Consider the following 22,712-nt stretch of genomic DNA (forward strand, 5'->3'; position numbering starts at 1 on the left):
CCATCCGTGTCATTGCTGCGCCCGAATCGCTGACATAGCGTCACGGAGCCCGCACCGAATGCAGCACGAGGGGAAATTCCAGTGCGCTTCTCTCCGTTCGCCCGCCGTCTCGCCCAACTGGCCGTCGCGGGTTCCGTGCTGCTCGCCGTGACCGCCGCACCGGCACTGGCCGACACCCCCACGAGCGAGCCCGCCCCGACCGACCTGTCGGGCTACCTGTTCGACGACGAGTTCAACGACACCACCGTGGACCCGGCGGCCTGGGGCATCCTCGACCGCGGCGGCGACGCCAGCAACGCCGAGGACCAGTGCTACAAGCCCGGGAACGTCGCCGAGAAGGGCGGCTTCCTCCAGATCACCTCGAAGGTCGACTCGTCCTGCAAGGGCTACAAGTACACCTCCGGCATGGTGCAGTGGAAGAAGTTCAACTTCACCTCGGGCACGATCGAGATCCGCGCCAAGCAGTCGGGCGGCAAGGGCTCGTGGCCGGCGCAGTGGCTGCTCGGCTCCGACTGCCAGGCCGCCAACCTCACCACCGAGGAGAACTCCTACGGCTGCAACTGGCCCAAGCCCGGCTCCGACGAGATCGACATCGCCGAGTTCAAGACGAGTGGCCCGTCGTCGGTGTGGCAGAACGTCGTCTCCGGTGACAGCGGCTTCAAGACCTGCCGGCCCGACGTGTCGGCGTCCAACGACAACTTCCACGTCTACTCGCTGACCTGGCACGCGAAGTCGCTCGTGTGGAAGGTCGACGGCAGGACCACCTGCACCCAGACCGACGTGGTACCCACGCAGGCTATGTTCCTGATCATGAACAACGCGATGGGCGGGGGCGGTGGCGGGCAGATCGACCCCGCCGACTTCCCGCAGACGATGCTCGTCGACTACGTCCGCGTGAAGAAGATCTAGTGGCGCCGGGGCCGGTCGCACTGGTCGGGAGCGGCGAGTACCTGCCGGTGATGGCGGGCGTCGAGGGCGCCCTCCTCATCGGCCGCCCCCCGCGCTACGTCCAGATCCCCACGGCGGCCACGCTCGAGAGCCGGGCGTCGGTCGACCGGTGGGTGGCCCTGGGCGTCGAGCAGGCCGCCCGGCTCGGCGTGGAGGCCGTACCGGTGGTCGTCCGCAACCGCGACGACGCCGACGACCCCGCGCTCGCCGCCCTCGTCGAGGGGGCCGGGCTCGTCTACCTCTCCGGCGGCAGCCCCGTCCACTGCGCGTCGACGCTGCGCGGCACCGCCGTCTGGGACGCGGTGCTCGCGGCCTGGCGCGGCGGTGCGGCGCTCGCCGGGTGCAGCGCCGGGGCGATGTCGCTGACGTCGTGGGTGCCCGACCTGCGGCACCCGTCGCGATCCGCCGACCCCGGCCTCGGGATCGTGCCGGAGGTCCGGGTGATCCCCCACTTCGACAGGTTCGCCGGCTGGGTGCCCGACATCATCACCCGCTACCTGACGCGTGCACCCGAGGGCACCGCGGTGGTGGGCGTCGACGAGGACACGGCCGTGGTCTGGGACGGGACCAGCTGGACCGTACGTGGCCGGCAGTCCGCGTGGCTGCTGAGCCGGGCCGGGCGCGTGGGCCACGCCGACGGCGAGACCGTGGAGATGCCCGGCCCGATCCTGTAGTTGAGTTCTCAAGTACAGTCGGGGCATGCACATCGGCATCGACAGCTTCGTCTCGACCGTGACCGACCCGGACACGGGCCGCGTGGTGAGCCCGGAGGACCGCGTCGCGGACCTGCTGGAGGAGGTGGAGCGCGCCGACCAGGTGGGGCTCGACTCGTTCGGCATCGGCGAGCACCACCGTCGCGAGTACTACGACTCGGCGCCGTCGATCCTGCTGGCCGCGGCGGCCGCGCGCACCAGCCGCATCCGGCTCAACAGCGCCGTCACCGTGCTCAGCGCCGACGACCCGGTTCGGGTGTTCCAGCAGTTCGCCACGCTGGACCTCGTCTCGCGCGGGCGCGTCGAGATGGTCGTCGGACGCGGGTCGTTCACCGAGGCGTTCCCGCTGTTCGGGCTGGCCCTGGAGGACTACGACTCGCTGTTCGCCGAGAAGCTCGACCTGCTGCTGCAGATCCGCGACTCCACCGCCGTGCACTGGTCGGGCAAGCACCGCGCCCCGCTGACCGGGCAGGAGGTCTACCCCCGCCCACTGCAGGAGCAGCTGCCGATCTGGCTCGGCGTGGGCGGCACGCCGGAGTCGTTCGTGCGTGCGGGCGTGCTCGGACTGCCGCTGATGGTCGCGATCATCGGCGGCGAGCCGCGCCGGTTCAGGCCGCTGATCGACCTCTACCGGGAGGCCGGCAAGCGCGCCGGCCACTCCCCCGGGCAGCTCAAGGTGGGCCTGCACTGCTTCGGCTTCGTCGGCGACACCGACCGGCAGGCAGCCGACGACTTCTACCCCGGCTGGGCGGAGCAGTTCACGAAGATCGGCCGCGAGCGCGGCTTCCCCCCGCCCAACCGGATGCAGTTCGACGCCACGACGGGCCCGACCGGCGCCTACTTCATCGGCGCCCCGGAGACGGTCGCGGCGAAGATCGTCGCGGTCTCCGAGGCGCTGGACGGCATCGACCGGTTCTCCCTGCAGATGACGAACATGCGCCTGGCGCACCACAACCTGCTGCACGGCATCGAACTGCTCGGCACCGAGGTGGCCCCGGCGGTCCGCGTCAGCGTCGGATAGCGCTCGCCTCGGCCCGGATCCCCAGGTCGCGCCGGAACCCCGGCGGCACCACGACGTCCTCCGGGGAGAGGTCCTGCACCGACGAGTGGCCCAGGCCGAGCACGGCGGAGTCGATGCCGCCGCGCAGGATGTCGAGCACGTTCTCGACGCCGGCCTGGCCACCGGCCGCGAGACCCCAGAGGTAGGCGCGGCCGATCAGCACCGCCTTCGCCCCCAGCGACAGGGCCTTCACCACGTCGCTGCCCCGGCGGATCCCGCCGTCGAGGAGCACCTCGACCTGCTCCCCCACGGCCTCGGCCACGGCGGGCAGCACCCGGATCGTGGCCGGGGTGCCGTCGAGGTTGTTGCCGCCGTGGTTGGACACCGAGATGGCCGTGACGCCCGCGTCGACGGCGCGCCGGGCGTCGTCGACCCGGGTGATGCCCTTGAGCATGAACGGCCCGCCCCACTGCTCGCGCAGCCACGCGACGTCGTCCCAGGTCGGGAGCGGCGTGCCCATCCACTCGCCGTACGCGCCGAAGAACGTGGGCGCGGTGCCGCCGGGCGGGGTGAGGTTGGGCGTGGTCAGGTCGGGGATCTTCCCGGCCTTGGCGAAGTCCAGCAGCCAGCCCGGCCGCAGCGCGCACTCCGGCCCGAACTTCAGCGCCGCCTTGAGGTCGACCTTCTCCGGGATGGCCGGGCTGCCCCAGTCGCGCCCGTTGGAGAACGACCAGTCCAGCGTCATGATCAGCCCGACCGCGCCGGCCTTGCGGGCGCGCTCCATGCGCTGCACGAGGACGTCTCGGGTGCCGACCCAGTACATCTGGAAGAACGTCTGGGGGTTGGCCGCCGCCACCTCCTCGATCGACTTGCTCGCGAACGAGCTCAGCCCCATCGGGATCCCGCGCGCCGCCGCCGCCCGCGCCACCGCCACCTCGCCGTCGGGGTGCACGGCCTGCACGCCCGTCGGGGAGATGAGAACCGGCATCGAGGCGGGCTGCCCCATCACGGTGGTGGCCAGGTCGCGGGTGCCCGACAGCCCGGCGACGTGGGGTGCGAAGCCCAGCTCCCCGAACGCCGCGATGTTGTCGTCGATGGTCAGGCCCCGTTCGGACCCGGCCACGAGGGCCCCGTACACCGACTTGGGCAGCCGCTTCTTCGCGCGCCGCTGCGCCTCCGCCACCGTCTCGAACCAACCGCCCGCCATCGGACCTCCTCGCCGTCGAGTCTTTGGCCGCATTATGGCACCGGATGCCAATTGGGTGCGCCCCTACGAACGGACGGTTAGCGCTCCTGACCCTGGCCCTGGACCGCCGTCCGGTACCCGACCGCCTGCGGGGTCAGCGAGCCGGTCGGCCGGGATCGGCTCGGGCTCCTCAGGTGCGTCCTTCAAGCGGTCAGGAACGAAGAAGCACCCGGCCGGTCGGCGTCCCTAGGGTTCGTCCCATGAAGACGATGACATGCAAGCACATGGGCGGACCCTGCGACCTCGCGATACACGGCGGGACGGCCGACGAGATCATCAAGGCGCAGGACCGGCACCTCCAGGCCGCGGTCGCGGACGGCGACACCACGCACGCCGACGCGCTGGCGAGCATGAAGGGCCGGTGGAAGCGGCCCATCGCGGGAATGGGGTGGTACCGGCAGATGAAGCGCGACTTCGCCGCGCTCCCCGACGACTGAGCGCGTCACCGGGTCCCGTCGGTCGCCCGGTCGATCCTGGCCGTCAGCCCGTCCAGCACCATCTCCAGGCGTCGCTCGAACACCACGTCCGGATCAGGGAAGTCCTCGGCCTCGACGATCAGCCGCTCCAGGTACGGGTGCTCGCCCTCGTCCAGGAGTTTCGCGAGGAACGGCCCGGTCCGGCGCTGGTAGGCCGCGAAGTCCAGGCCGGTGCGCCGCTGCGCCTCGACCTCACCCAGCTCCTGCTCGACGAAGCCCCGGGTGAACGCCATGGCGGTGGACAGCAGGTCCAGCATCCCGTCGATGTCGAGACCGAGCCCGTCCACGCAGGCCAGACCGGCTTCGGAGAACCGCCGGGCGTGGGGCCCGAGGGTCGGGCGGTGCCCGAACCGGGCGATCCACGGGTGGGCGTGGTGGAGCCGGCGGGTCTCCCGGGCCAGCCGGGCGACGTCGTCGCGCCAGCGTCCGGACGGGATCCCGGTCAGGTCCAGCTCGCCCAGCACCGCGTCGTACATCAGCTCGGTCAGGTCGTCCTTGCTGCCGACGTGCCGGTAGAGCGCCATCGCGCTGTGGTCCATCCGTCCGGCGATGCGGCGCATGGAGACCGCGTCGACCCCGTCGGCGTCGGCCAGGGCGACCGCGACCGCGGTGATGGCCGCGTGGTCGAGCGTGCGCGCCGGCCCGCGCCCCTGGGTGGACAGGCGCGCCCAGATGACGGGTGGCGGTTCGTCGACCACGGCAGGACTCCTCGGGTCGTTTACGATGTACATTTCTGGACGCATACGCCGTACACGTCCAGGCCCACCGATTCTACCGAGGTGTCGACATGTCCCACTCCTCCATCGCCGTCGTCGGCGGCGGCCTCAGCGGGCTGGTGCTGGCCCGCATCCTGCAGCGCCACGACATCGCCTGCACCGTCCACGAGCTCGACGCCACCGCCGGCGCCCGCAGGCAGGGCGGCCTGCTGGACCTGCACGTCGGATCGGGCCAGCTGGCCCTGCGCGAGGCGGGGCTGTACGAGCAGTTCCGCCGGCTCATCCGGCCACAGGCCGAGGCCATGCGGGTGATGGACAAGGCGGGCACCGTCTTCATCGACCAGGCCGCCGCGGGCAACTCGGGACGACCCGAGGTCGACCGCACGGAACTGCGCGCCCTGCTGCTGGACTCGCTCCACCCCGGCACGGTCGTCTGGGACCACAAGCTCAGCCGGGCCGAGCGCCGCGACGACGGCCGGTTCGAGCTCGTGTTCGCCGACGGCACGCGCGAGACCGCCGACCTGCTGGTCGGGGCCGACGGCGCCTGGTCGCGGGTCCGGCCCCTCGTCTCGGACGCCGTCCCCGGGTACACCGGGATCAGCTACGTCGAGGTCCACGTCACCGACGCCCCGGCCACCCTGCCCGCCTCGGCCGCCCTGGTCGGCACCGGGAGCCTGTTCGCCCTGTCGGACAACAAGAACCTCGGCGGGCACGGGGGCCGCGACCTGCATCTGGGAGCGCAACTGCGGGTCGCCGAGGACTGGCTCGACACCCGCGGCGTCGACTGGTCGGACCCGGCCGCCGCCCGCACCGCCCTGCTGGCCGAGTTCGCGGACTGGACCCCGGCGCTGACCGACCTGATCCGCCACTGCGACGACGAGATCGTCGCCCGCCGGATCCACGCCCTGCCCACCGGCCACGCGTGGCCGCGCACGCCGGGCGTGACCCTGGTCGGCGACGCCGCCCACCTGATGTCGCCGTTCGCGGGCGAGGGCGCGAACGCCGCGATGCTCGACGGGTGCGAGCTGGCCCTGGCCCTGGTCGAGCACGGTGACGCCGTCGAGGCCGCTCTGCGGGCGTACGAGACGGCGATGTTCCCGCGCTCCACCGACGCGGCCCGGCGGTCCGCCCGCGGGCTCGACCTGTGCTTCGCCGACGACGCCCCCCGGGGCATGGTCGAGTTCTTCGGCCGGATGGGGGTCCCGGTCGCCTCGGCCGGGCGCCCGTAGACCCTCGCCGGCACGGACAACGACGTCGTCTCCCGTCGTCCCGTGCGGACCGCGTCCGATGTGCCGTCGCGCGCCGGCGTCGGGAATGGGTGGAGCAGCCACGACCCCCCGCCCGGGCGTTCCGGGCGGAGGCGCCGCGCTATGGCACGCACCCCGCTCCTGCGGGTGGCGCCGCTGGTCTGCCCCCGCCCACGGCAGGTACCCATCGTCGAGGCCTGCTGACTCAGCGGGCTCGGGGCGACGGTCCCGTTCTGCCCTCCGGCGGTCCACCCGCTTTCCCGAAAGGCGCAGCTCAGACGACAGCCGTTCCCCCGGATGACGGGAGCGGGTGCCATTCGCCGACCTGCGGTGGGGCGTCCGACCCTTGGTGACGGAACGGTCGCCGGGACAGCATCGCCCGATGACCTCTGACGCCTCCACCGGCCGGCCCGACCCACCCGTGCGATTCCCCGACGTCACCGGGCGGACCCTCCTCGACGAGGAACTGCGGTTGCCCGCAGACCTACCCGGCGTCCGGACCCTCGCCGTCGTCGCCTTCCGGCGCCGGCACCAAACCACAGTGGACCGTTGGATCGACCGGGCGGTCGCCGCCGGCATCCCGCCGACCAGCCGCGGCGCGGCGGGACCGCTGCGGGTCGCCGTCGTCGAGGTCCCCGTACTGGGTGCGCAGTGGCGGGTCGCCCGCCGGGTCATCGACGGCGGCATGTCCTCAGCCATCCGCGACCCCGACGTGCTGGCCCGCACGATCACCGTCTACACCGACGCCACCCGCTTCCGCCGGTCCCTGGGGATCCGCGGCGGCGGTGAGGTCCAGGCGCTGGTCGTGGACCGCGAAGGCTCCGTGCTCGCCCGCGCGAGCGGCGAGCCCGATGACGCCGCCTGGGCCGGGCTCGCCGCCGCACTGGACGCTCGGGGTGACGCCTGACTCCGGTCCCGAGGCCGCGACGGCATCACCTACAGCGGGACCGGCGCGCTGCGACCCTACGCACAGGTCCTCCACCACCTGCAACACCGTCGCTGCAACACCGTCGGATCGCCCCTGCGCCGCCCCGCCGCCGGCTTGTCGGGCCCCATGTCGCGGGGCAGGACCACGATCCGGTCTCGAGCCCTGGTCGGAAGTCGGGCACCGGGCCGACGGTCAGTCGACGAGCAGGTGTCGGGCCCGCTTCGCCACGGCGTCCGTCAGAGCGGTGCGCGAGAGGGTCCGCGGCCCGCACTCGCAACCTGCGGGCAGGTCGTCCTCCTGGTTCGGGATGTCCCCCGTGTCGAGGAAGTCGACGAACGGGCGGCCGTGCGCACCGGTCCCGTGACCGGTGTCGACGCGGTCGTTGCTGCCGTGGCTGTGCGGCCCGATCGTGGTCGCGTAGATCAGGAGGCCGTCGGGGGACTCCATGACCGCGGCGACGTGGTGGCCGCTCGCACACCGCACCTCCAGCCGGGTCCGCTCGTGCCGCGGGCCCAGAGCGGCGAGTGCGGCATGGGCCCGATCACGGCGCTCGCCGGGCGAGAGCTGCTCCAGTGGCCTGCCTCCACCCGGGCGGGACGTCCCGTCCACACGGTCGGGAACACGTCGCTGCGGCATTCGGCTCGGCGTTGTCATGCCGCCGAGCGTCGTCCTCCCGGTGGCGAGCGGAAAGGGCCGATGCACCCTCCGGTGGCAGGACGATCGTCCCGCGTCCGCATCCACGACGCCGCGGCCACGGCCGGTTCCACATCGCGGACGGTCCGGCCGATCGCCCGTGCCCGAGCAGGTCGAGGCCGGCACGTCCACGTGCTCACCCGGCAAGGGCAACACCGCCGACCAGGCCGCCGGGCTGCCGGCCGGCCCGTGCAGCAGCACCACGACCCGGCCGCGACGTCCGGCTCCGGTCTCCCGGTACCGCACGCGCCGGCCGCGCAGCATGATCTCCCGCCGGAACACCCGCGATCCCGGTGTCGGGCGCGGCAGCCGGAGTGGTCGCCCGAGCACCGGGGCCGAGGCTCCTAGCGGATCTTCTCGGGGATGTGGTCGAGGGCTTGCAGGACGTGCCGGGCGAGCTCGACCGCGGTCGCGCGGTCGAGGGTCGAGTGCCCGACGATCGCATCGGCGACCAGGTTGACGCGCTGGTCGTGGACCGAGACATAGACATGGGGCGTGGCGGTCATGATCGGACTCCTCGTGGGGTGCGGTGGTGGTCGGTGGTCCCGGTTCCGAGCAGTTCATCGACGGCCCCGGTGTCACCAGGGTCGGCGGCGGCGTCCAGCACCCGTTCCGCTGCCGCGGGTGCGGTGTCGGGTGCGATCACGAGGAGGGTGAGCCGCACGTGGGCGCTGATCACATCGAGGGTGTCGGGGTGCTGGGTGTGGTAGCCACCCAGGCGCACCGACGACCCGGCCGTCACCAGCCGGCGTGTGGTGCAGTCCCAGTCGGACAGGTGGTAGGTCACCTGCTCGATCTCCCCGGCCCGCGGGGCAAGGGCCTCCAGCAGAGCCGGTAGCTCGGCGGTGAGGTCGCGTGACAGCGGCCACCACGCGCCGTCGACGTGGCCGGTGGTGGGGCCGGGCGGCTTGAGCCGCACCCGCGCCGCAGGCCGCAGCCGCGTCGCAGCGACCTCGCCTGCGACCGGCCGGGTCAGTGCTGTCATCGCCATGTCGTTGCCTCCCGCCGGAGCCTTCCCAGGGCCACTGGACGTGCCAGCGAGCTGCGCCCGGCCGCCGTCGTCTCGCCGTCGAGTCGATGATCTCTCGACACCGTGGGCGGGAGCAGAGCCGTTGGTCCCGGGAATCCGGTGCCGGACGGCGATCGTCAGTCGCGCGGGACGGGCAGGACCGGGCGGAGCACCTGTTGTAAGGCACTGGGGGCAGGATCCGGTCGAAGCCGTCGTCGTCGAGACCGCCGTCCAGCTGGCCGAGGCCGGCCTGGACCTGGTGCTGGTGGCCCGCCGCGCCCGCGTCCGGATCATGGGCTCGGTCATGGCCGGGATGACCGGCCACCAGCGCGCCGCGGCCCCGTCGTGATCGTCCTCGTACACGGGGTCCCCGAGACCGCCGCCCTGTCCGCGACGCCCGGCGAGGCACCACCGTCGAGCGCGGCTACGGGGGCTCGGTGCCGCCACGTCCGCGCACAGATGAGCGCCCCACGGTCGAGGCCGGCAACCTCCAGGCCGCCGGTCGCGCGTCCCTCTCGGGGGATTTCGACGAGGCGAACCGGGTGAATCGACCAGACCTCTGTCGCAGCCGACACCGAGCTGCCACGCCACGTCACCACTATTGAGGAGTCGACGCCCCGTCCAGCCGAAGGCGCGACGGAACCCTTCGTCGAGAGGCGCCCGAGTGACAGGCGCAGTCGCTGGTCCAGCATCGCGACCGAGCATCGAGCCAGTGGGACGACGCTGCACATCAGCGGCGATCTCGAGTTCCAGATCGTCACGCCCGACGAGGTTGCTGAATCCGGCGAGTCCGACGCAGCTGGTTGCCGGCCGCCGTCGCGCCCCGCGAACGCCGTCCCACGTGATCTCGTAGGACACGACCGTCGCCTTCGGGAGCCGGCCCGGGCGTGGCCAGCATCGGGGCGATCGGAGCTGGTAGGTCGCCGGTTACGACGATCCCGCAGCTTGCGGTCGCCCGATGTGGTCCGGCTCGGCCCGGTTCACCCGGTCAGCGTCACCACCTACGTCGATGCCGCCAACCTCAGGCTTCCCTGGCCCATGCGGGTGCGTGTCGACAGCGCACGAGCAATGGTCACGACCTGTGGATGAAGATCTTCTAGGCGGCTTCGGTTGGTGGTCGCCGGGCCGCTCCACGAGCTTGCCGTCGACGAACGTGGCGCCGGCGCGGACGAGTGTGACCAGGCGCGGTCCGTTGACCGCGCGCGAGCGGTCCTGGCGGCCTCGATGAGCGTGAACGCCATCGCCAACCCCGCCGCGCGTGAGCGGGCCCTCGGGTGATCGTCATGCGGTGCCAGCTTCGGCAGAAGATGACAGCCCCGCGTCGATCGGGCCTCCGCTCGTTACCCCGAACCGGTTGCCCAAGTCCCCATGCCACCGGGACCTCGGGCCCCTGACCGGCGTGAGTGGGTCAGACAATGGTGGACCCGGATGGGCCAGCTGGCGCTGCGGCGCCGTTGCCGACCCGGGTCCGGATGACACGTCACGTGCGAGGAGGATCGACATGCCGACGCACTCGCTGCGAAGGTGGACCGCGACATCAGCCTTCCTGCGGCTCCAGAGCCGGACAATGAACCGGGTAACCCGGCCGTTGGCCCGCGCCGGTATCGGCCCCTGGTCGCTGGTCCGGCACGTCGGACGGCGCTCCGGCCGGACCTACGAGACACCGCTGCTGATCGCCAGGGTCCCCGACGGTTTCATCATCGAGCTGACCTACGGGCCAGAGGTGGACTGGTACCGCAACATCGTCGCCGCTGGATGCTGCGTCATCGTGTACCGCGGCATCGAGTACCCGATCGACCGGATCGAGCCCCGTTCCGCCGTGGACGGCCGCGCCGCGTACCCCGGCCGGCTGCCGCGGCTCGTACTGCGTCTGCTGGGTAGCGATGAGTTCCGTTTTCTCCACATCGCGCCTCGGTCCGTCGGTCAGGGGAACCCTACGTCTCGGTGACGGCGGACCAGATCGCGTTGAAGCGGATGTCGCGGGCCCGCGAGGTGCTGGACACGACCGCGCTGCCCGTCTCGCTCGTCGCTCGGGGCGTCGGGTACGACGACCCGTTCTACTTCTCGCGCGTCTTCCGCCGCGTCCACGGCCTGACCCCTCGGGACTACCGGCAGCGTCCTCGGTGACGCTTCTATGTAAGTCGAGTGCTCCGGCGGCTCAGATCGCGATGATCATGGTGGTTGTGAGGGTGCGGTAGAGCTCGCGGGTGATGTACACCGGCGTCTCCCTCGGCTTCAACATCGGCGGCGTGATCGGCTCCGGTCTCGTCTCCGTCATCGCGACGTCACTCGTCGCGGCCACGGGGAACACCCTCGCGCCGGCCGGCTACCTGCTCGTCGCCGCCGTCGTCGGCCTGGCGGTGGTGAGCACGATGCCGGAGACCTCGACCTCGGACCTGTCGGCCGACCAGCCCGTGGCCGCCGGACAACGAACCTGACGGCTCCGCCGACATCGGATCCACGTCGGCGGTGGCGATCGAAGGGTGCCACCATCCAGGCCGCGATCCAGGCCGTCAGGCCAGGCCGGGTTAGACCGACCGGCGTTCGGCGGTGATCGCCGGATCGACGTCCACCTTCGTCAAAGGGGCTCTTCGATCTTGACCGGGCAACCTGAGGTTTGGCCTGTGCGGCGCGCCTGAACGAGGGCGGCCCGCGACTCACCGATCCTCGCTGTGTCGTGGAGCAGCGAAGGGAGAGCCGCGGGCCGCAGCGATGATGCGCCGTGTCTGTTGGGACTCGAGGGCTTGGCAGTGGAGCGTGTCGTGCGTACCGCGCTCGGGACGAGGGTCGTGCAGTTGGTCACCGACGATCCGGACGCGGCGCGCTGCCCGGGCTGTCGGGTGGTCTCGACCTCGGGCAAGGACTGGGTGCTGACCCGCCCGCACGACCTGCCCGTGGTGGCGGGCAGGTCGCGGTGCAGTGGCGCAAGCGGTGCGGGCGCTGCCGCACGATCCTGTGTCCACTACAGACGTTCACCGAGCAGGTTGCGCACGTTCCGGCCGGGATGCGCACCACCACGAGGCTGCGCACAGCGCTCGCGGTCGCCATGGAGGACGGCCGAGACCAGTCCGAGGTCGCGGCGGCGCGTCAGGTGTCGTGGCCGACGGTGCAACGCGCCGTCGAGGTCCTCGCTCTGGCGGAGCCCGCCGAGCCCGAACCCGAACGCGTGCTGGGTATGGACGAGACCCGGTTCGGGCGGCCGATTGAGTCAGGCATCGGCACGACCACGGTGTTCCGCTACGTCCAAGAGGGGGTTGAAGGTCCATCCGGTGCAAAACCAACGCCAGGGCCGTTGAGGTGGAGGCGATGACCCGGGTCTAGGGTCCGCGATCACCGTCGGTGATCGTGCCCGCAGCCTGGGGGGTCTGGTGTCGGCCCGTGATGTGTTCTCCGTGCAGGAGCTGGCGCAGCTGCGCGGGTTCCCGAGGATCTCCGCGGAGGAGCTGATCCGGTTCTTCACGTTGAGCGGCGCGGATGAGGCGTTCGTGCGGTCGATGCGCCAACCGGCGACGATGCTGGGTGTGACGGCGCAGCTGTGCAGCCTGCCCTGGTTGGGGTTCGTGCCCGATGAGGTCGCCGCGGCGCCGGTGGTGGCGGTGGAGCGGCTGGCGGCCCGGCTGGGGATTTCGCCGGCCGGGTTGGCCGGCTACGGGCGCCGCGAGCAGACCCGCACCGATCATCTGCGGGCAGTGATGGCGTATCTGGGCTGGCGCACGACCGACGGGTTGTCGCTCAAGGAGCTCGATGAGTTCCTGCTGGCCAGGGCGATGGAACACGACTCGCCCGGCCTGCTGTTCCGGCTGGCGTGCGAGCATCTGATCACTTCGCGGGTGGTGCGGCCTGGCCCGGTGAAGTTGCTGGAGCGGGTCGCGTCTGCGCGGGCCCGGGCGGAGCGGGAGACCTGTGACCGGGTCGCGCACCTGCTGACCCCGACCCGCCCCGGTGAGCTGGACGGGTTGTCGGTGGTCGATCCCGAGATCGGCATGACCCGGCTGCGGTGGCTGTCCACCGGTCCGACCGAGGCCTCGGCCGCGGCGGTGAAGACCGAGGTCCGCAAGCTGGAGTTCCTGCGCGGTCTCGACGCGCACACCGTGGACCTGTCGAGTCTTCCGGCGGAGCGGCGGCGGCACCTGGCCGCGGTGGGGCGGTGCAGTTCGGTACCGGCGCTGACGCGGCGTGACCCGCCCCGCCGCTACGCGATCGTGCTCACCCTGCTGGTGCAGTCGGCGACCGACGTGCTCGACGAGGTCGTGGCGCTGTTCGACCAGGCCGTGTCCGCGCGCGAGTCACGCGCCCGGCGCAAGCTGACCGACCAGCTCGCCGAACGCGCGCGGCGCGGTGAGGACAAGCTCGCGTTGGCCGAGGAGATCCTGCCGGTGCTGGCCGACCCGACGATCCCCGACGAGCAGGTGGGTGGGCTGTTGCGGGAACGGATCGGGATGAGCCGGCTCCGCGCCGCCCTGGCCACACCCGCTACCGCGCGGCAGCCCCGCGATCACGGCCACGTGCTGCGGGTGCTGACCTTCGCCGGCGGGCCGTCCGCAACAGAACCGTTGGCGGCGGTCGAGGTGCTGCGCGGGCTCACCGCCACCGGGACGCGCAGTGTCCCGGCCGACGCCCCGACCGGGTTCGTGCCGGCCCGCTGGCGCGGCTACCTCGACGACGCGATCGCCGCCGGCGCCACCGCGGCCTACCGCCACTACTGGGAACTGTGCGTGTTGTTGTGCCTGCGTGACGCGCTGCGCAGCGGCGACGTGCACGTCCCCGGATCGCGCCGCTACGCCGACCCGACCGCCCACCTGATCCCGACTCAGGCGTGGCCGGCGCAGCGCGCCGAGTTCTGCGCCCTGGCCGGCGCGAAACCGGACCCAGCCACAGCGCTGGCCGGGGTGGACACCGAGCTGAATGTCGCGCTGGGCGAGCTCGAGCAGGTCCTGGCCGGCGGGCAGGGACCGGTCCGGGTTGACGAGCACGGCGAGCTGGTGATCGGCCCACTATCGGCCGAGGACCTGCCCGCCGAGGCGCAGCAGCTGCGCGAGGAGCTGACCGCGCTGTTGCCGTTCGCGCCGATCGCGTCGGTGCTCATCGAGCTCGACCGGCGCACCGGGTTCCTGGACTGCTTCACCCACGCTGGGGGCGCCACCCCGCGCTCGCGGGAGCTGAAACGCAACCTGCTGGCGGTGATCATCAGTCAGGCCACCAACCTGGGGTTGTCGCGGATGGCCGACGCCTCGGGCATCGCCTACGACAGCCTGGTCTGGACCGCCGAGTGGTACGTGCGGGAGGAGACCCTGCGCGCGGCGAACCTGGCCGTAATCGGCTATCACCAACAGCTCCCACTCGCCGCGGTGTTCGGCGGCGGAACCCTGTCCTCCAGCGACGGGCAACACTGGGACGAGATGCTCCGGGTCGCAGCGTCGCTGAAGTACGGGCACGTGACCGCGTCGCTGATCGTGGGCAAGCTGTCGCGCGCGGACCGGCAGAACGGGCTGGCCGCCGCGCTCAACGAGTACGGGGCGCTGCGCCGCACGGTCTACGCCGCCCAGTACCTGTCGAGGGAGGACTATCGCCGCAAGATCTCCCGCCAGCTCAACAACGTGCACCGACGGCACCTGCAGGCCCAGACCGAGCAGGCGTGGTGTCTGACGCTGGCCACCAACGCGATCACCGCCTGGACGACCGAATACCTGGGCTTGGCCGTGGCCGAGCAGCGCGGCCGGGGCCGGCGCGTGGACGATGTTCTGCTCGCGCACCTGTCCCCGGCGCACAGCGAGAACATCGGTTTGTTCGGCACCATCACCGTCGACATCGACGCCGAACTCGCCCAGCTCGACCCCAGCGGGCACCGGCCTTTGCGTCGAGCGGCCGCGAGCGCGGCATCATGACGCCGCCGGCGGTGTTGTGTCCGGTCGTGATCGGCCGTGACGCCGAGCTCGCCGGCCTGTGCGCGGCGCTGGACGCGGCGGTCGCCGGCCGGGGTGGGCTGGTGTGGCTGGTCGGGCAGTCGGGCATCGGCAAGTCGCGGCTGGCTCGAGAGCTGGCTGATCGAGCCCGGGCCGGCGGGAGCGCAGTGGCGGTGGGCCGCGCGGTACCGGCCGGCGGGTCGACGCCGTACCGGCCGTGGACCGAGGCGTTGCTGGCGCTGCTGCGTGATCACCGCCTCCCCGCCGACGCCGAGCTCCATGGATGGTTGCCGGCGCTGGCCGCGATCGTGCCGACGATCGCCGTGAGCGCTACCAGCGGTGATGGTGGTGAGGTGTCGGCGGCGGTCCGCGGCGAAGCGGTCGTTCAGCTGCTAGGTCGACTCGCGCGCCCCGACGGCCTGCTGATCGTGCTGGAGGATTTGCACTGGGCCGACCCGGACACCCTCGCGGTCCTGGAGTACGTCGCCGACAACGTCTCCGCCGAGCGGGTGTTGTGTGTGGCGACCAGCCGCGACGAGCCGGCCAGCGCGGCGATGGAGCTGATCGGGCGCCTGCACTCCCGCCGCGCCGCTGCGTTGATGCCGCTGGACCGTCTCGATGAGGTCCAGGTCGCGGCGATGGCGCGGTTGTGCGCCCCGGGGGCGGATGAGCGGCGTCTGAGCCAGGTGGCGCGGACTGCGGACGGGGTGCCGTTCCTGGTCGAGGAGCTGCTGGCCGCGCCCGGGATACCCCGCTCGTTCGCCGACACCGTGCGGGCCCGGCTCGCCGAGCTGGGCGAGGCCGAACGGTCGGTGGTGGAGGCGGCCGCGGTGCTCGGGCGCCACTTCGATTGGCGGCTGCTACCCCCGATGACAGGGCTGGGACCGGAACCGGTGTCCGCGGCGCTGGCCCGGGGGGTGGAGTGTCTGCTGTTGGTCGTGGACGGGGCCGGGTTCGGGTTCCGGCATGCGCTGACCCGGCAAGCGGTGCTCGCTGAGGTGCTGCCGCCACGGCGGGCCGCGCTGGCCGCGGCCGGGCTGCAGGCACTGACCGCGGCCGGGCCGCGGCTGGATGAGACCGGGGCGGAGGTCGCCGCCGATCTCGCCGCCCAGGCCGGGGACCTGCACCGGGCCGGGGTGCTGCTGGGCGACGCCGGGCGGGCTGCGCTGCGCCGCGGCGCGCTGCAGACCGCAATCGACACGCTGCACCGCGCGGGCGAGGTGCTCGACGAGCCCGCCGGGCGCGGTGAGGTGGACCGGTTGTTGATCGAGGCGCTCGCGGCCGCGGGGCGGGTCGACGACGCGCTCGCCACGGGTGAGAGGGCATTGAACGAGATTGCGCAACGGGGCGGCGCGGCGATCGAGCGCGGCGAGCTGCATCTGCAGCTGGCCCAGGCCGCGGTGACCGGGACCCGGTGGTCGGTGGCCACCGCCCATCTGCACGCCGCCCGGGACGCCGTGGCCGGGAGCGCCTCCGGCGCGGTGGCCGCCCAGCTGGCGGTGCTGGAGGCGGAGATCGCGTTCGCCGCCGATGACATCGAACGGGCCGCCGCCCTGGCCGAGACGGCCCGCGCGATCCCGCAGGCCGGCCCGGAGGCGATCTGTCATGCCCTGGAGGTGATCGGTCGGGCCGCCCGGACCCGGGACCTCGCCGTGGCCGGGCGCGCGTTCGAGACCGCGCTGGCCACCGCGGACGCCGCCGGCCTGCCGCTGTGGCGGCTGCGCGCGCTGCACGAGCTGGGCACGATCGAGCTGTTCACCGAGGCCGGGACCGGGCGGCTCTGGCAGGCCCGCCGGCTCGCCGAGCAACTCGGGGCATGGAGCACCGCCGCGGTGGTGGACCTGCAGTTGTGCGCCGCCGTGCAGACCGTGTTCGCCCTGGACGCCGCCGCCGAGCACGCCCGCCGCGGCCTGGCCTTGTGCGAGCGACTTGGGCTCGATCGGCTGCGGGCGCGGCTGCACTACTTCCTGGCCGAGAATCACGCCTTCCGCCGGGAACGCGCCGAGATGGAGCACCACCTCGCGCTCGCGCTGGCCGGCGCACCCGGTGATCTCGTGGAAGACGCGTTCGCCTGGGGAGGCGCCCGCGGGATGCTCGCCCTGCTCGACGGCGACTGGGACGGCGCCCTGGACTGTCTCGCGCGCGCCGCGGTGCTGCTGCGGCGCACCCCGCATAGCGAACCGGCCGAGTTCCGGGCGTTCTGGCCGCTGCTGCTCACCGCCGTCGACGACCGGCGCGCCGCCTCCGAACTCGCCCACGCCGACCGCGCGAACCTCACGATCATGTTCTGCAACCGGGGCCTGCTCGGCTACGCCCACGCCATCGCGGCCGGCCGCGACGGTGATCGTGTCCGGGCCGGCGAGCTGGCCCGGGCGGCGGACACCGCGCTGATCCGCGCCCCGGTGTGGGGGCATCTGGCCCGGTTATGCGCCGCCGGCCCCGCCCTGACCGACGGCTGGGGGGACCCCCAGCAGTGGTTGCCCGAAGCGCTGGAATGCTTCACCGAGCACGACCTGCACGGCCTGGCCCTCCGCTGCCGCGACCTGCTCGGCCGTCCGCACACGGCCCGGTGGGATCGCTATCGGTTCACCGCCCGCGAGGCCGACGTGCTCGAGCTGGTGGTGGCGGGGCTGGCCAACAAGCAGATCGCCACCCGGCTGCGGCTCTCGCCGCGCACCGTGGAGAAACACGTCGAGAGCCTGCTGCGCAAGACCGCGACCCGGTCGCGCACCCAGCTGGTCGCCCTGCTCAACGCGCCCGCCGACCCCACCGACCGGCCGCGACCCCGATAGCGCAGTCCGCGGGCGGCCAGGCGGGTTGCCCCGCGCCGGGCACGCTCAGGAGTTCAGCGGGGCTGGTTCAGGAAGGCGTGCGCCTCGTCCTCGGTGATCGAGGCGCCGACGGTGGTGATGTCGTGCGCGGCCATCGCCCGCGACAGCACCTGCATGCCCGGCCCGCCCGTCGCCACCGGCAACCCGATGGCGGCGGCCGGCTGGCCCAGCTCGCGCACCAACCGCAGGAAACTGTCCTCGGCCAGCACGATCAGGATCCGCGCGGCGCGGCCGCCCACCACCCGGAACGAATGCGCCACCCCACGCGGCATCGACACCCAATGCCCCGGCCCGGCCAGCCACTCCCGCCCGCCACAGCGCACCACCAGCTGCCCGTCGAGCACATACCAGCTGTCATCGGCGTCCTGGTGCACGTGCAGCGGCGGGGAGGCCCCGGCCGGCAACGTCACCTCCAACACCACCGGCCCGGTGTCGGTCCCGAACCGGTGCTCCACCACCAAGGTGTCCAGAAACCACCACGCCCCGCCCGTGTGCTCGCCAGGCGCGTCGATCACCGCCGCCGCCCCTGCCGCTGGCACCGCCGCCGTTGCGTCCATCCCGGGCTCCTTCCGACCCCGCCCGCGACGCCAGTCCGACGCGGGTCTGACCGATCCTGACCGCGACCAGGCGCCCCGGCGACCGGGAAAGCACGTAACCGGTTCGGCCGGCGACTACGTGATTTCCCCGTGGTCGCACCCGCGTGCACACGCCCAGGATGGCCGCCGACCAGCACCCGACAAGGAGCCCCGACATGACCCTGCAGACCCGCAACCTCGACAGCCCTGATGAGAAGCGCGAGTTCGACCACGGCGCGATGCACGTGCTCGCCCTCGACGGGACCACGTTCGTACGTGGCGTGCTGGAACCGGGCTGGCGGTGGTCGATCGACGTGCAACCGCTGGTCGGCACCGACTCCTGCCAGGTCGCGCACGCCAGCTACATCATCTCCGGCCGGTTCGGGGTGCGCCTCGACGACGGCACCGAAACCGAGGCCGGCCCCGGCGACGCGCTCGCCGTCTCACCCGGGCACGACGCCTGGGTGGTCGGTGACCAGCCGTGCACGATCATCGACTTCGCGCCGGCGCCCGCGGGTGATGCGACCCGGATCGCGCGGTGCCCGTGCGGAGTCCAGTTCCGCATCGACGGAACCACCGACACCGACGGCGCGCAGCTCGAGCACCTCATCGCCGCGGTCCAGCAACACGCCGCCGGCTCCCACGGCCACGACGTCGACCGCGACCACATCCTCGACGAACTGACCACGGGCTGAGCCAGCAGTCCCCGCTACGGATGTGCCCTGTCTGCGGGTCTGACGGGCGCACATACTCGAACCTCGAACCTCGAACCTCGAACCTCGAAACGCGACATCGACGGCGTACGACAACAACGGGACCTGGATCACCACGGCCCGCGGGGTCGATGCGATGAGTGCACGGGAGGCTCAGCGTGACCGACGGTGCAACTCGTCCCGACACCAGCGCCGAGGCGCTGGCCGACGCCGGCGAGGTCAGGCTCGAGGTACCGCACGCCGCCGCCGGCCAAGGCCCCGGCGGAGCGTCCGACGCGGCTGGTGCGCGGCCCTCGGTCGCCGAGGCCCAGCGCTGGACCGACGACTACCAGGACTTCGTGCACACCCGGATGATCCGGGTGCAGGCCGCCGCCCAGCAATGGCTGGTCACGATGACCGCGCTGCTCGGCGTCTTCAGCGCGGTCACCGTCCTGGGCGGACCCACCACGATCGACACCGCCCCCGCCGGAGCGGCGCAGTGGATCGTCCTCGGTATGGCCGGGCTGGTGTACCTGCTCGCCTTCGCCGCGGTCTACTACGGGGCGCTGGCCACCTTCGGCGGCCTGGGCCTGCGCCCCGCCACCCCGCAGGAACGCGATTACGCACGCGACGCCGCCGCCCTGCAAACCTGCCCGGACAGCAGCAACACCGATCAACTCGCGGCCGATGTCACCCGGCTGGCTCGGCTGCGCCGAGCCACACCCAGGCAGGAATGGTGGCGCGCCCGCCCCATCAGCGGCGGCGTCCGCGCCTACATCGACAGTTACGAGTTCAAGACCAACACCCTGCGCGCCAACCTGCACCGCTCCCGCGTCCTCGGGATCTCCGCCGCGATCCTCTCCGGCGTCCTGGCCTGGACGCTGCTGCTACTCCGGGTGCTTCATCCCAGCCTCTGACAAGCCGCGGCGCCGCGTTGCACAATCAAGGGATTCTGAGACGCCCACGGCAAGATCACCGCGGAGGCTCGCCACGCGACGCCCGGTGCATCAGAACCCGTCTCACACCATGCGCGTCAAACTGGCCGTTGCGCGACGGATTCTGAGACAGTTTCGGGGTGGCGGCCCAGCATCAAGACCTGATCGCGTAGCTGCGGGTCAGCTCCGAGGCCCAGGACAGCCAACTGCAGCGTGACGCGCTGACCGAGGCCGGGTGTGTGAAGTTCTTCGAGGCCAAGATCTCCAGCCGCCAGACCGACCGGCCCGCCTGGCCGCCGCGCTCGCCTACCTGCGATCCGGCGACACGCTCGCGGTGTGGAAGCTCGATCGCCTCGGCCGCTCGGTCAAGGAGGTCCTGACCCTGCGGATCCTGACCGGGACCCTCGCTGGCAGCTACACCCCCACCGGAGAGGGCAAGTTCTTCTTCACCATCATTCCGAGCTGACCAACGACCGTTCCGCCGCCCTGGCGTTGGTTCTGCACCGGATGGGCCTTCTACCCCAAGAGGCCCTCGTGGTCCTCGCTGCGCTGGCCCCCTCCTGCGCGTCGCGATCGCCGTCGCGGTCGGGAAGGCGTTCGTGATCCTCGACGGCACCCTGCTGCGGATCGACCGGGTCGGCATGGGCTCAGGCCGGGACCGCCCGTACTTCTCCGGCAATCACAAGACCCACGGGGTGAACGTGCAGGTCATCGCCGACCCCGCCGGGCGACTGATCTGGGCATCCCCGGCGCTGCCCGGCGCCCGCCACGACATGGGCGCCGCACGCGAGCACGGCATCCTCGACGCCCTCACCGCCGCAGGCATTCGCGTGATCGCCGACAACGGCTACCGCGGCTCCGGATTCGCCGTCCCGCAGCGACGCCGAGCTACCGACCTGGTCAAGGCCGTCCTCGTCCTCATCCACACCGGCTGACCCCAAGTGGAAAAGGCTCAATGGCGCATAGCTTTGGTGCCGAAACGAGCATCGCAGGCAGCGTCGAGCAGCAGTTCGTGGATCAGTTCGTGGACGAGATCAACTCAACTCGACTCGCGGCCGTCTCGAGAGTCACTGCGTCCTTCGCGGCCACCGGTCTCTCGGCCCTCCAGCGCTGTACCCGTGGCGCTGTCGGGTTCTACAGCGGTATCGGTTGGCGTACCGCGTCGATGACGGTGCCGGCTGATCTGGCGCAGCACCCCCGACCTGCACGCCGTCGGATTGGATCATGGGCCAGTGGGTGCTCGCGACCCGCACAGGCGTGTCGGTCGATCGGGGGACAGCAGGCTCACCCGGCGCATCGGCCAGGACGTGGATGGATGCGTCCGCAGGTCAGCGCGAGAGTTGGGGACATCGCAGACACCGAGTCCGCCCCCCACCGAGGAGCTAACAGCCATGATCACCAAGGCCATCGTCCGCGGCGCATCCACTCTCGCCATCGCCGGACTGCTCGCCGGCTTCGCCGCCACCAGCGCCCAGGCCGCCACCCCCACCACGACGACCGCCCCCGTCGCGCTGACCGCCCAGACCACCGCGGCGAGCAGCCCGTCCGGGCCCGGTCACCTCACGCCGGCACCGCAGATCAGCAAGCACTTCACCATCAAGAACGAGTTCTCGGCATGCACCATGAAGCTGGTCAGCGCTACCGGCGACAACGAAGGCATGCCGGTCGACGGCAGCACCATGGACGAAGGCTCCACCCAGGGGTTCGAGGTCCAGTACAGGGCCGGCAACATCGGCATCATCAACGCCACCTACGACATCTACCAGATCGGCAGGCCCACCAAGATGGGCACCTTCACCGTCCGCATGACCTACGACTGGACCGGCGAGACCAGCATGGCCATCACCAGCCGCAGCGGAGACCACGACTCCCACTACACCCTGCTCCAGCCCGACGACACCAACGACGCGTGGGTCGAGTTCACCTGATCCGCCGGCCCGCAGCACCACCGGTGGGGCGCCCGCGTTCACCCGGATGTTACGGAGGCCTCGCCCATCACCACGCTGCCGGAGCCCGGCACCGTCCAGACCGCGGGGCCGAGCCACCCGGTGACGAACCTGCTGATCACCACAGATCAGCTGATGACCGCAGCTCATCGGGGTGACTCCCCGCAGTTCATCCCTGTCCTCGCCGCGCTGCGGGTTCCATGACTCGGGCCAGGACGCCCTCTGTCCTGGCCGCGATGGCCATGGCCGCGGCTAGAGTCGCCCTCGACCGGTTCCGTAGCACCTCGATCCTGACGCCACAGTCCCAGCGAGCGGGGCGGCGGGACCACAATCGAGGAGGACGCCGGGGCACCGGACGCACTCAGGGAAAGATGTATGTCGTGGAGCTGGCCGAAGCCGGCAGCAGCGCACACGCTAACGCCGTGGCCGACACCGTCTCGGCCCCATCAGCTGAGCAGCCGACAATTCCGGCGCAGCATATTCCTGAGCTGACTGACGGTACGATTTCATCGTCGAGGTGCGAGGCTGTCGAGCAGGTTGCCGCTCCGAGCTTTTGCTCGGCCGTGCCGGGCCGACATCGACACTGATGGCGCCCTTTGCCTCCCCCGGTGCGGCGCAGCTTGAGCCCGCCCGTCGACGGCGAGGATTGCTGTCGACCAGTTCGATGATCTTGCGTCCGTGGACAGGGTTTCACGCAGGGTCAACGGCGCCCTGAGGCGCCGGTCACTCCGGCCACGCCCGATGTCGCGGCGCGGTGGGCCAATTCGTCGTATCCACCCCGACCTACCGACGCCGGAATTGACGGTGGCCTATAAGGGCTCTTCCGGAAATGGAGTGCGGCTGAGGGCGTGATC

Annotated in this window: 22 protein-coding genes and 3 pseudogenes; 18 read left to right on the forward strand and 7 right to left on the reverse strand. The window is 71.9% G+C overall.

Going from position 1 to position 22,712, the window contains the following annotated elements; all coding sequences use genetic code 11:
• The first annotated feature begins 81 nt into the window (after positions 1-81).
• Genes BGP03_RS02800 through BGP03_RS02810 form a run of 3 tightly spaced genes read left to right on the forward strand, consistent with a single transcriptional unit; the run spans position 82 to position 2,682 of the window.
• Complete coding sequence (locus BGP03_RS02800; RefSeq protein WP_296370976.1) at positions 82-909, forward strand: glycoside hydrolase family 16 protein; 828 nt, start codon at positions 82-84, stop codon at positions 907-909.
• Positions 909-1,622 (forward strand): Type 1 glutamine amidotransferase-like domain-containing protein, encoded by a 714-nt coding sequence (locus BGP03_RS02805; protein WP_298799631.1) that lies wholly within the window; start codon positions 909-911, stop codon positions 1,620-1,622. The genes BGP03_RS02800 and BGP03_RS02805 overlap by 1 nt, the downstream gene beginning before the upstream one ends.
• A gap of 25 nt (positions 1,623-1,647) precedes the next feature.
• Positions 1,648-2,682, forward strand: coding sequence for an LLM class flavin-dependent oxidoreductase (locus tag BGP03_RS02810; protein ID WP_296370978.1), 1,035 nt, complete (start codon positions 1,648-1,650; stop codon positions 2,680-2,682).
• Here the strand turns inward: BGP03_RS02810 and mftD are convergent.
• Positions 2,669-3,868, reverse strand: coding sequence for a pre-mycofactocin synthase MftD (mftD, locus tag BGP03_RS02815; RefSeq protein ID WP_296370979.1), 1,200 nt, complete (start codon positions 3,866-3,868; stop codon positions 2,669-2,671). The genes BGP03_RS02810 and mftD overlap by 14 nt on opposite strands.
• A gap of 239 nt (positions 3,869-4,107) precedes the next feature.
• Here mftD and BGP03_RS02820 point away from each other — a divergent pair, with 239 nt between their 5' ends.
• Positions 4,108-4,344, forward strand: coding sequence for a hypothetical protein (locus BGP03_RS02820; RefSeq protein ID WP_296370980.1), 237 nt, complete (start codon positions 4,108-4,110; stop codon positions 4,342-4,344).
• Between the two features lie 5 nt (positions 4,345-4,349).
• Here BGP03_RS02820 and BGP03_RS02825 read toward each other — a convergent pair whose 3' ends face one another.
• Positions 4,350-5,081 (reverse strand): TetR/AcrR family transcriptional regulator C-terminal domain-containing protein, encoded by a 732-nt coding sequence (locus BGP03_RS02825; RefSeq protein WP_298799630.1) that lies wholly within the window; start codon positions 5,079-5,081, stop codon positions 4,350-4,352.
• 89 nt (positions 5,082-5,170) lie between these two features.
• Here BGP03_RS02825 and BGP03_RS02830 point away from each other — a divergent pair, with 89 nt between their 5' ends.
• Positions 5,171-6,328 (forward strand): NAD(P)/FAD-dependent oxidoreductase, encoded by a 1,158-nt coding sequence (locus BGP03_RS02830; RefSeq protein WP_298799629.1) that lies wholly within the window; start codon positions 5,171-5,173, stop codon positions 6,326-6,328.
• Positions 6,329-6,728: 400 nt separating this feature from the next.
• Positions 6,729-7,253, forward strand: coding sequence for a hypothetical protein (locus BGP03_RS02835; RefSeq protein WP_296370983.1), 525 nt, complete (start codon positions 6,729-6,731; stop codon positions 7,251-7,253).
• Positions 7,254-7,466: 213 nt separating this feature from the next.
• Here BGP03_RS02835 and BGP03_RS02840 read toward each other — a convergent pair whose 3' ends face one another.
• From BGP03_RS02840 to BGP03_RS02850, 3 genes are all read right to left on the reverse strand, one after another.
• Entirely contained in the window at positions 7,467-7,928 is a 462-nt protein-coding gene (locus BGP03_RS02840) for a hypothetical protein (protein ID WP_296370984.1), read from the reverse strand.
• 383 nt (positions 7,929-8,311) lie between these two features.
• On the reverse strand, positions 8,312-8,473 hold the full coding sequence (locus BGP03_RS02845) for a DUF6307 family protein (protein WP_296370985.1): 162 nt from the start codon (positions 8,471-8,473) through the stop codon (positions 8,312-8,314).
• A complete protein-coding gene (locus BGP03_RS02850; RefSeq protein WP_296370986.1) occupies positions 8,470-8,952 on the reverse strand; it encodes a DUF5994 family protein in 483 nt (160 codons plus the stop codon). Before BGP03_RS02850 ends, BGP03_RS02845 begins: the two co-directional genes overlap by 4 nt.
• Positions 8,953-9,079: 127 nt before the next feature.
• Between BGP03_RS02850 and BGP03_RS02855 the strand changes: the two genes are divergently transcribed.
• Positions 9,080-9,325, forward strand: a complete 246-nt coding sequence (locus tag BGP03_RS02855) for a hypothetical protein (RefSeq protein ID WP_298799628.1) — start codon at positions 9,080-9,082, stop codon at positions 9,323-9,325.
• Between the two features lie 767 nt (positions 9,326-10,092).
• Here the strand turns inward: BGP03_RS02855 and BGP03_RS02860 are convergent.
• A pseudogene (locus tag BGP03_RS02860) lies at positions 10,093-10,238 on the reverse strand (IS256 family transposase); the annotation flags it as partial.
• A gap of 239 nt (positions 10,239-10,477) precedes the next feature.
• On the opposite strand from BGP03_RS02860, the gene BGP03_RS02865 reads away from it, so the two are divergent.
• The 5 genes from BGP03_RS02865 to BGP03_RS02885 all read left to right on the forward strand — a co-directional run bounded on the left by BGP03_RS02865 (position 10,478) and on the right by BGP03_RS02885 (position 17,671).
• Positions 10,478-10,924 (forward strand): nitroreductase family deazaflavin-dependent oxidoreductase, encoded by a 447-nt coding sequence (locus BGP03_RS02865; RefSeq protein ID WP_298799627.1) that lies wholly within the window; start codon positions 10,478-10,480, stop codon positions 10,922-10,924.
• Entirely contained in the window at positions 10,921-11,103 is a 183-nt protein-coding gene (locus BGP03_RS02870; protein ID WP_296370988.1) for a helix-turn-helix domain-containing protein, read from the forward strand. Before BGP03_RS02865 ends, BGP03_RS02870 begins: the two co-directional genes overlap by 4 nt.
• 80 nt (positions 11,104-11,183) lie before the next feature.
• Positions 11,184-11,414, forward strand: a complete 231-nt coding sequence (locus BGP03_RS02875; RefSeq protein WP_296370989.1) for a hypothetical protein — start codon at positions 11,184-11,186, stop codon at positions 11,412-11,414.
• A gap of 930 nt (positions 11,415-12,344) precedes the next feature.
• A complete protein-coding gene (locus BGP03_RS02880; protein WP_298799626.1) occupies positions 12,345-14,861 on the forward strand; it encodes a Tn3 family transposase in 2,517 nt (838 codons plus the stop codon).
• A 26-nt stretch (positions 14,862-14,887) separates the two neighbouring features.
• Entirely contained in the window at positions 14,888-17,671 is a 2,784-nt protein-coding gene (locus tag BGP03_RS02885) for a LuxR family transcriptional regulator (protein WP_299735326.1), read from the forward strand.
• Between the two features lie 53 nt (positions 17,672-17,724).
• Here BGP03_RS02885 and BGP03_RS02890 read toward each other — a convergent pair whose 3' ends face one another.
• On the reverse strand, positions 17,725-18,267 hold the full coding sequence (locus tag BGP03_RS02890; RefSeq protein WP_296370993.1) for a cupin domain-containing protein: 543 nt from the start codon (positions 18,265-18,267) through the stop codon (positions 17,725-17,727).
• Positions 18,268-18,461: 194 nt separating this feature from the next.
• Between BGP03_RS02890 and BGP03_RS02895 the strand changes: the two genes are divergently transcribed.
• The 6 genes and pseudogenes from BGP03_RS02895 (at position 18,462) to BGP03_RS02915 (ending at position 21,840) form a co-directional block, all read left to right on the forward strand.
• Entirely contained in the window at positions 18,462-18,980 is a 519-nt protein-coding gene (locus BGP03_RS02895; protein WP_296370994.1) for a cupin domain-containing protein, read from the forward strand.
• 176 nt (positions 18,981-19,156) lie between these two features.
• The gene (locus BGP03_RS02900; protein ID WP_298799624.1) at positions 19,157-19,894 is read left to right on the forward strand and encodes a hypothetical protein; all 738 of its coding nucleotides are present in this window, start codon (positions 19,157-19,159) and stop codon (positions 19,892-19,894) included.
• A gap of 239 nt (positions 19,895-20,133) precedes the next feature.
• Positions 20,134-20,237 (forward strand): annotated as a pseudogene (locus BGP03_RS35735) (recombinase family protein); the annotation flags it as partial.
• Between the two features lie 9 nt (positions 20,238-20,246).
• The gene (locus BGP03_RS35740) at positions 20,247-20,378 is read left to right on the forward strand and encodes a hypothetical protein (RefSeq protein ID WP_363093130.1); all 132 of its coding nucleotides are present in this window, start codon (positions 20,247-20,249) and stop codon (positions 20,376-20,378) included.
• Between the two features lie 59 nt (positions 20,379-20,437).
• Positions 20,438-20,775: pseudogene (locus BGP03_RS02910) on the forward strand (transposase family protein); the annotation flags it as partial.
• A gap of 528 nt (positions 20,776-21,303) precedes the next feature.
• Positions 21,304-21,840, forward strand: a complete 537-nt coding sequence (locus BGP03_RS02915) for a hypothetical protein (RefSeq protein ID WP_296370996.1) — start codon at positions 21,304-21,306, stop codon at positions 21,838-21,840.
• The last annotated feature ends 872 nt before the right edge of the window (positions 21,841-22,712 follow it).

Origin of the sequence: Pseudonocardia sp. 73-21, from assembly GCF_001899645.1 — a bacterium.
Classification (GTDB): Bacteria; Actinomycetota; Actinomycetes; order Mycobacteriales; family Pseudonocardiaceae; genus Pseudonocardia.